Raw genomic sequence first — 8297 nt, forward strand, 5'->3', positions numbered from 1 at the left:
GTGCACCGCCAGCAGGTCGGCCGCCGCCGGACGGTCGCCCGCCGCGGCGGCGAGCAGCCGCAGCGCCCGCGCCGGGAACCGCCGCGCCGCCGCCAGGACCGCGGCCTCGGCGTATTTGCGGTCGAGCCGGTCCAGCAGCGCCTGGAACGCGGCGTCCACCGGCAGCACGGCGAGCGCGTCGAGCAGGGCGCGCGACGTGTCGGCGTCGAGGTGGGGCTGGTCGAGCCCGTCGGTCAGGAGGTCCAGGGCCGCCGGGCCGATCCCGTCGACGAGGCTGGTGATGACGCCGGGGCTCCGGCTCTGGAAGTCGAGGACGAGCTCGAGCGCGTCGGCCTCCGCGCGGTCCGCCACCGCGCAGTGGAGCAGCCACCGGTCGCCCGGATAGACACCGGCCCAGGTCGCCTCCGGGTCGGCGAGCAGGTCGGCGAACCATCCGCGCCGGTCGGGCATGAGGTAGGAGGCGAGGGCCTTCTGCAGGAGGGTGCCGCGATGGCGCGCCAGGCCCTCCGCGGCCTCGGCGTACACCTCGTCCTGCGCGGTGGCGAGCAGGGCGCGCAGCCGCCGGGCACCGTCCTCCCGCGCCCATCCGCCGGACCAGTTCTCCTCGGGACGGCGCTCGCGCACCCCTTCCCAGCGCCGTTCCATGCCGACGACGCCGAAGGGCGCCCAGAGCCCGGCGCGGGCGACGTAGGCGGACGCGGCGAACGCCACGCCGTGCTCCTCGGCCCACTGGTCCATGAACGGGTCCTGCCGCGTGTACGCGACCTGCCCGAGCGGCGCGGCGACGAGGGCGACGGCCGCGGCGCCGACCGGGTCGGGCTCGCCGCGCAGGTGCGCGCGCCCGGCCTCGGCCACCGCGGGCGGCGTGCCCGGCAGCGCGAGCACCTCCTCCACCTGCGGCCGGTACTCCGCCAGCATCGCCCGGGCCGTCTCGGCGGCCTTCCGGTCGGGGCGGGCCGCCGGCCAGGCATGCGGCCGGTCGCGGCGGGGGTGCAGCCTGCGCAGCCACGCGGCCGGCAGCACCAGGGCGTTCTCGTCGGGGCGGGCCTCGGCCGCGGCGTCCGTCGTGCTCATGACGGCACCGTAGGGGAGATCACCGACAAACCGGCACCGAAACGATCAAGCCGGCGTCACGGCGAGCGGCGCATGTCCTCCTCGACGCGCTCGGCGGCCTTGCGGGCGGCGATCAGCACCGGGTCCCAGACGGGCGAGAACGGCGGCGCGTAGCCGAGGTCCAGGCCGGTCATCTCCTCGACGGTCATCCGGTTCCACAGCGCGATGGCCAGGCCGTCGATCCGCTTGGCGGCGTTCGCCTCGCCGACGATCTGCCCGCCGAGCAGCCGGCCGGAGCGCCGCTCGGCGATCAGCTTGGTCTTCATCGGGGTGGCGCCCGGGTGGTAGCCGGCGCGGGTCGTGGACTCGACCACGACGCTCAGCGCGTCGAACCCGGCGGCGGCCGCCTCGCGCTCGTTCAGGCCGGTCCGCGCGACCTCGACGTGGCAGATCTTGGAGACGGCGGTGCCGACGACGCCCGGGAACGTGGCGTAGCCGCCGCCGAGGTTGATCCCCGCGACGCGGCCCTGCTTGTTGGCGTGCGTGCCGAGCGCGATCGCGACCGGCAGGCCGGAGACGAGATGGCGGGTCTCCACGCAGTCGCCCGCCGCCCACACCCGCTCGGTCCGGGTCCGCATCCGCCGGTCGGTGACGATGCCGCCGGTCGGGCCCGTCTCGATCCCGGCGGCGCGGGCCAGGTCGCTGCCGGGCCGGACGCCGAGGCCGAGGATCACCAGGTCGGCGGGGAGGGTGCGGCCTCCGGCGCGGACCGCCGCCACCCGCCCGTCCGCGCCCGTCTCGAAGCCCTCGACCCGGTCGCCGAGGTGCAGGTCGACGCCGATGCCGCGGATCGCGTCCGCGACGAGCGCGCCCATGTCCGGGTCGAGCGTGCTCATCGGCTGCTCGGCGCCGTCCACGATCGCCACGTCGAGGCCGCGGATCACCATCGCCTCGGCCATCTCCAGGCCGATGTAGCCGCCGCCCACGACGACGGCGCGGCGCGGCTTCTCCTGTTCCAGGACGCGGCGGATCCCGATCCCGTCGTCCAGGACCTGCACGCCGTACACGCCCTCCGCGTCGGCGCCGGGCAGCTTCGGGCGGGTCGGCACCGCGCCGGTCGCGACCATGAGCTGGTCGTAGGGCTCCCACGTCTCGGTCCCGCCGTCCACGTCGCGGACGCGGACCCGCCCCCGCTCCAGGTCGATCTCCGTCGCCTCGGTGCACAGCCGCAGGTCGATGCCGCGGTCGCGGAACTCCGCGGGCGTCCGGGCGATCAGCTTCTCCGCGTCGTCGACCGCGCCGCCGACGTAGTACGGGATGCCGCACGCCGAGTAGGACGCGAAATGGCCGCGCTCCACGACGGTGATGTCCAGGTCGTCCGGGCCGCGCCGCCTGCGGGCCTGCGACGCCGCGCTCATCCCGGCCGCGTCGCCCCCGATGACGAGCAGCCGCTCGCGTCCTGCCATGGGCACCTCCCGAAGATCGTCCCCGAGCGTACCCGCGAGCGGCGGCCGGGCGGCCCCGGCCGGACGCGGTGTCAGATGCCGTAGACGCGGCGGGCGTTGCCGGACGCGACGAGCCCCGCGACCCGCTCGGCGTCGGCGGCCGCCCACGCGCCGTCCTCGACGCCGCCCGCGAGGAACCCCGCGAGGCCGCGCCGGAACAGCAGCGCGCCGAGGTGGTACAGCTCGGCCAGGCCGAAGGCGTCCGAGGAGTACAGCACCTTCCCGAACGGCGCGAGCTCCAGCAGCTCGGCGATCAGCGCGGGCGCCCGGTGCCCGAGGTTGTGCGTGGCGAGGCCCGCGTCCACGTACACGTTCGGGAGCACCTGCGCGAGGTAGCCGGCCTGCCGGTGGAACGGGTAGTTGTGCAGCAGCATCGCGGGGGCGCCCGCCGCGTCCATGGCCCGCAGCAGCGAGACCAGCAGCAGCGGGTCGCCGCGCCGCAGGTCGGCGTCGACGTCCCCGTACCCGACGTGGAACTGCACCGGCAGCCCCAGGTCGACCGCGCACCAGATGAGGAAGCGGTGCAGGATCTCGTCGCAGACGCGCATCTCCTCCTGGCGCAGCAGGATCCCGGCCGCGCCCGTCACCTCCGCGTCCGACGGCCGCACCCCCGACAGCTCCAGCCCGGCCCGGTACGCGGCGATCGACTTGGCGCCCGCGACGCGCGGCGCGCACGCGGCGAGGCGGGAGCGGACCTCGTCGGCGAAGCCGTGCGCGTCGACGCCGTCCGCCGCGACCCGCTCGGCGACCGTCTCCAGCCGGACGATCTCGTGCGCCCGCGCCCCGGCGAGCCGCCCGAGGGCGGGCGGGTCCAGCAGGGCGCGCGGCGTGTAGCCGGTGTCGACGCACAGCGCCTCCAGCCCGGCGGCGGCGAGGAACCGGCGGTTGACCTCGGCGGCGCCCAGCTCGGCGCGGCGCGCGAGGTAGGCGTCCGGGTCGGCGTGCGCGTCCAGGTCCAGGACGGGCGCGCACCAGCGCCGCAGCGCGAACCCGACCTGCGTGTCGAACATGCTCGTCCCGGGCGGCCCGCCCGTGTCCGCCTCGGTGAGCATCGCCTCGAACGCCGCGCGGTCCGGGTCGTCGTCGAACACGCCGTGGCAGTGGTGGTCGATGAGGGGCAGCGACTCCAGATATTCGAGCACCCTCTGTACGTCCCCGGAAACGCGGCGGCGTCCCTGAAATCGCGGGGCGTTCTTCCTACGATGCCTCTGCGGGCACCGGCGCCGCCGGAAGGCCCGCGTCCGCCGCCATGACCGGGAGCCGCACCGTGGAACAGACCTTCGACACCGCCCTCGACGGCCACGAGCGCGCCCGGCGGGGTGCCCGGGCGGCCGAGGCCGCCCGGCGGCTGGCCGGGGAGGACGTCGCCGCCGTCGCGCTGACCTGGGTGGACGTCAGCGGGATCACCCGCACCAAGACCGTCCCGGTCGGGCGGCTGGAGCACGCGGCGACCTGGGGCGTCGGGATGTCGCCGGTGTTCGACGTGTTCCTGCTGGACGACTCGATCGTGTCCGGCCGGCACGTCGGCGGCCCGGTCGGCGACCTGCGGCTCCATCCCGACCTGGACCGGCTCGTCCCGCTGGCGGCGCTGCCGGGCTGGGCGCACGCCCCCGCCGACCGGTACGCGCAGGACGGCGCCGTCCACCCCCTCGACGCGCGGGCGCTGCTGCGCCGCGAGACCGCCCGGCTCGCCGCCGCCGGCTGGACGGTCCGGACGGCGTTCGAGATCGAGTGGGCGGTGTCGACCACCCCGGACGAGTTCACGCCCGCCTGCCACGGCCCCGCGTACGGGATGACCCGCGTCAGCGAGCTGGCCGGCTACCTGCGCGCGCTGCTCGTCGCGCTGGACCGGACGGGCGTGTCGGTCGACCAGCTGCACCCCGAGTACGCCGCCGGGCAGTACGAGGTGTCGGTGGCGGCCGAGGACCCGGTCGGCGCCGCCGACACGGCCGTCCTGGTCCGGGAGACGATCCGGGCGGTGTCGCTGGAGCACGGCCTGCACGCCTCGTTCTCCCCGAAGGTCGTGGCGGGCTCGGTCGGCAACGGCGGGCACGTCCACCTGAGCCTGTGGCGGGAGGACACCGGGGACGGCCCGGCGAACGCGATGGCGGGCGGCGGCGGCCCCTGCGGGATGACGGACGCCGGGCAGGCGTTCGCGGCGGGGATCCTGGACCACCTGCCCGCGCTGCTGGCGATCGGGGCGCCATCGGTGGCCAGTTACCTGCGGCTCGTCCCGTCGCACTGGGCGGGCGCGTTCGCGTGCTGGGGGCTGGAGAACCGGGAGGCGGCGCTCCGGTTCGTCACCGGCGCGCAGGGCGAGCGGGACCGCGCCGCGAACCTGGAGGTCAAGTGCTTCGACGGCGCCGCGAACCCCTATCTCGCGCTCGCGGCGCTGCTGGCGGCCGGGCGGGCCGGGCTGGACGCGGGGCTCGCGCTGCCGGACCCGGTCGACGTCGACCCGGCCGGGCTGCCGGAGGCGGAGCGCGCCGCGCGCGAGGTGCGGCCGCTGCCGGTCACGCTCGCCGAGGCGGTCGCGGTGTTCGAGGAGGACGCGGTCCTGCGGGACGCGCTGGGCGAGGCGGTGACCGACACGGTCGCGGCCGTCCGGCGCGGCGAGATCGCGCTGTTCGACGGCGCCGCCCCGGAGGACGTCGCCGCCGCGACCCGCTGGCGGCACTAGCGGCCGGGCTCGGGCGGGTCGGCCGCGCCGGCGACGACGGCGCCGGGCGCGAACGGCTGGACGCGCACCTCCAGTTCGCCGCAGGCGCAGCGGACATAGCTCACCACCCCCTCGGAGGTGAGGTGCCGGGACAGTACCTCGTAGACCTCGGACCGGGGCCAGCCGCAGTGCGGGCAATCCTCCACAGCGCGTCCTCAGGGAAGCTTGTAAGGGTTAAAATTAAGATGCCATTTACAGGATGGCACGGGATCGGGAGCCGGGGCAATGCGGATTACCGGGTACAAGAGCCACGGGGTGGCGGCGGCCGTCGCCCTGGTCAACGCCGTGACCAGCGCCGACGGCGACGACTCCGCCGACGCGCTGCGCGAGGTGCTGCGCACGAACGGGTTCTTCTGGCACGAGTTCGAACCTGCCGACGCCGACGAGTTCCGCCGGTGGGGGCGGACGCTGCGCCGGTTCTTCGACGCCCCCGACCTCGACGAGGCGATGCGGCTGCTCAACGGGCTGATGCTGGAGCTGCCGCTGCATCCGCACCTCGCCGAGCACGACCCGCACGGCGTGCACATGCACTACGCGCCGCCCTCGTCCCGGCTGCCGGACCGGTTCCGCGCGACGACGCTGATGCACCTCGCGGAGCTGGTCGTCGAGCACGGGATCGACCGGACGGGCGTCTGCGACGCCGAGGGATGCGACCGCGTGTACGCGGACACGTCGCGGGCGGGGCGGCGCCGGTTCTGCTCGGAGGGATGCGCGAACCGGACGAACGTCGCGGCCTTCCGTGCCCGCCGCCGCAGCTGACCCCCGCGCCCGGGCGCAGCCTCCAGGCGCAGCCGACCGCGGCCTCCGGCGGGGCGATCGCGGCCTTCCGGCGGGGCGACCTTGCCTTCCGGCGGGGCGGCCGCGGGCTTTGCCGGGAGTTCACCCGGTGCCGGGAAGGAAGCGGATCGGCGTCCCCTTGAGTATTGGGTGCCCGAAAGGGCATGCCGACCCTCGTACCGCTGACCCCGACCCATCCGTGCACCGATGCCTCAAGCGTTCTTCCGCCGTCCGGGCCTCCTCGACCGCGAGGGCCGCGCCGTCCGCTCGCCGATCCAGGTGGCGACGGAGGCGCCCTCGTCGGTGTACCGGGTCGCCCGGCTGACGCTCACCGCCGTCGCCGCGTACCTGATCGCGCTGACCCTGCTGCCGCCCGGCCCGAAACCGCTGCTGGCGCCGCTGACCGCGCTGCTGGTCGTCCAGCACTCGGTCTACGAGACGGTCAAGCACAGCCTGCTGCGGGTGGGCGCGGTCACCTCCGGGGTGATGATCGCGGTCCTGTTCTCCAACGGGGTGGGGTTCTCCTGGTGGAGCCTCGGCCTGTCGATCCTCGCGGCCCTGATCATCGGGCACGTGCTGCGGCTCGGCGACCAGATGCTGGAGGTGCCGATCAGCGCGATGCTGATCTTCGCGCTGGGCGCGTCCAGCGGCGCCGGCGCGGCCGACCGGATCCTGGAGACGCTGGTCGGCGCCGCCACCGGGCTGGTCGCCACGTTCCTGGTGCCCTCGGTGCGGGTGCGGCCCGCGGAGGAGGCCGTCCAGGACGTCGCCGAGCAGCTCCGCGAGCTGATCCAGAAGATCGCCGACGGGCTGCAGGGCGACCCCGTGGAGGGCGAGGCCGCCCGCTGGCAGGAGGACGCGGAGCGGTTCGCCCGCGACATCGGCCGCACCGACCAGGACCTCCGGGACGCCGAGGAGAGCGTCCGGCTGAACCCGCGTACGCAGGCGCGGCGGCTGGTCGACGCGGGCGTCGCGCTGCGCAACGCCGTCGAGACGATGGAGCACTTCACGCTGTCGCTGCGGGGGCTGACCCGGTCGCTGGCCGACGACGAGCGGCTCGGCCCGCGCGGGCGGCTGCTGACCGATCCGACGCTGCGCCGCCAGCTCGGCGACGCGCTCGCGGGGATCGCCGCGAGCGTCGCCGCCTACGGCCGGCTGGCCCGCTCGGACCTCGCCACCGACGCCCGCCCGTACCTCGCGGAGAACGAGCTGGAGGTGCGGGTCGACATCGCCCGCGAGCGGCGCTCGCGGCTCACCCGCAGCCTGCACGAGCGGGCCGCGGCGGGCGACCTGTGGCCGCTGTACGGCGAGGTGTCCATGGACATCGACCGGCTGATCGAGAACCTGCGCGTCGAGCACCGGGCCCGCGCCCGCGAGCACTGGCGGCGGCACCGCGGCGCGACCCGGCACCTGCCGGAGCGTCCGGTCCGGGTCGTCCAGCAGGCGGGGCACCAGCTGCGCCGGGCCGCCGCGTCCGCCGCCGCCGCGGCGGAGCGGACCGCCCGGGACTCCGACGACTACTACCGCTGACCGCCTTGAGGCGCCCGGAGCGGGGCGCGGTCGGGGCCGGTCGCCGCCGCGTCCGCGCGCGCCTGCGGCCGGAGGACCAGCCGCAGGGCGGGGAGCGCGCCGAGGACGGCGACCCCGGTGGTGGTGGCGAGCATCGCGGCCAGGCCGTCCAGCCGGTACGGGATGCCGAGCACCGCGACGCCCGCCGCGATCCCGACCTGCTTGGCGGCGCTGGTGATGCCGCCCGCGACGCCGGCGCGTTCCGGCGGCGCCGACGCCAGCGCGACCTGGCTGGAGACGAGGTTGCCGACCCCGGCGAGGCCGCCCACCACGAATCCCGGCACCATCGCCGGCCATGACCGGGCGGGGCAGGCGGCCAGCAGGAGCAGCGACGACACCGCGGTCAGCAGGGGGCTGAGGGCGACGAGGACCGCCGGCGGGAACCGGTGCGCGACCCGCCCGAGCAGCAGCGGCGTCGCGAGGGCGGGGAGGCTGTAGGTGAGGAACCACAGCCCGGCCTCCGCGGGCGGGGTCCCGAGCGTGCCCTGGACGTAGAGCGAGAAGTAGCCGAGGGCGCCCGCGCCCGCCACGTGGGAGGCGAACGCCGCCGCCGCGTTGGCCGCGTAGAGCCGGTTCCGCAGCAGCGACAGGTCGATCATCGGGTCCGGGACGCGGCGGACGGCGAGCCCGGCGGCCCCGGCGCCGGCGGCGGCCCCGGCGCCGGCGGCGGCCAG

At 76.2% G+C, this 8297-nt stretch carries 8 protein-coding genes; 3 read left to right on the forward strand and 5 right to left on the reverse strand.

Going from position 1 to position 8297, the window contains the following annotated elements:
• The 3 genes from F9B16_RS46800 to F9B16_RS46810 form a co-directional block, all read right to left on the reverse strand.
• A partial coding sequence (locus F9B16_RS46800) for a hypothetical protein (protein WP_225992572.1) occupies positions 1 to 1074 on the reverse strand: 1074 nt, incomplete at its 3' end.
• A 56-nt stretch (positions 1075 to 1130) separates the two neighbouring features.
• Entirely contained in the window at positions 1131 to 2519 is a 1389-nt protein-coding gene (locus F9B16_RS46805) for an FAD-dependent oxidoreductase (RefSeq protein WP_151546732.1), read from the reverse strand.
• A gap of 71 nt (positions 2520 to 2590) precedes the next feature.
• The gene (locus F9B16_RS46810) at positions 2591 to 3700 is read right to left on the reverse strand and encodes an amidohydrolase family protein (protein ID WP_151546733.1); all 1110 of its coding nucleotides are present in this window, start codon (positions 3698 to 3700) and stop codon (positions 2591 to 2593) included.
• 125 nt (positions 3701 to 3825) lie between these two features.
• On the opposite strand from F9B16_RS46810, the gene F9B16_RS46815 reads away from it, so the two are divergent.
• A complete protein-coding gene (locus F9B16_RS46815) occupies positions 3826 to 5238 on the forward strand; it encodes a type I glutamate--ammonia ligase (RefSeq protein WP_225992573.1) in 1413 nt (470 codons plus the stop codon).
• On the opposite strand, the gene F9B16_RS46820 is transcribed toward F9B16_RS46815, so the two are convergent.
• On the reverse strand, positions 5235 to 5423 hold the full coding sequence (locus tag F9B16_RS46820) for a hypothetical protein (RefSeq protein WP_151546735.1): 189 nt from the start codon (positions 5421 to 5423) through the stop codon (positions 5235 to 5237). The genes F9B16_RS46815 and F9B16_RS46820 overlap by 4 nt on opposite strands.
• A 79-nt stretch (positions 5424 to 5502) precedes the next feature.
• Here F9B16_RS46820 and F9B16_RS46825 point away from each other — a divergent pair, with 79 nt between their 5' ends.
• Positions 5503 to 6036, forward strand: coding sequence for a CGNR zinc finger domain-containing protein (locus F9B16_RS46825; RefSeq protein ID WP_151546736.1), 534 nt, complete (start codon positions 5503 to 5505; stop codon positions 6034 to 6036).
• Between the two features lie 225 nt (positions 6037 to 6261).
• The gene (locus tag F9B16_RS46830; RefSeq protein ID WP_151546737.1) at positions 6262 to 7584 is read left to right on the forward strand and encodes an FUSC family protein; all 1323 of its coding nucleotides are present in this window, start codon (positions 6262 to 6264) and stop codon (positions 7582 to 7584) included.
• Here F9B16_RS46830 and F9B16_RS46835 read toward each other — a convergent pair.
• Positions 7575 to 8297: MFS transporter (locus F9B16_RS46835; RefSeq protein WP_151546738.1), on the reverse strand; the 723-nt coding region annotated here is incomplete at its 5' end. The two genes, F9B16_RS46830 and F9B16_RS46835, sit on opposite strands and share 10 nt — an antisense overlap.

The sequence above is a fragment of the Actinomadura montaniterrae genome (genome assembly GCF_008923365.1).
Classification (GTDB): Bacteria; Actinomycetota; Actinomycetes; order Streptosporangiales; family Streptosporangiaceae; genus Spirillospora; species Spirillospora montaniterrae.

Excerpts from the sequence above, each read along its gene's own strand:
- F9B16_RS46830 (WP_151546737.1), top strand. The coding sequence starts at position 6,262 with ATGCCTCAAGCGTTCTTCCGCCGTCCGGGCCTCCTCGACCGCGAGGGC.
- F9B16_RS46805 (WP_151546732.1), bottom strand. The coding sequence starts at position 2,519 with ATGGCAGGACGCGAGCGGCTGCTCGTCATCGGGGGCGACGCGGCCGGG.
- F9B16_RS46825 (WP_151546736.1), top strand. The coding sequence starts at position 5,503 with ATGCGGATTACCGGGTACAAGAGCCACGGGGTGGCGGCGGCCGTCGCC.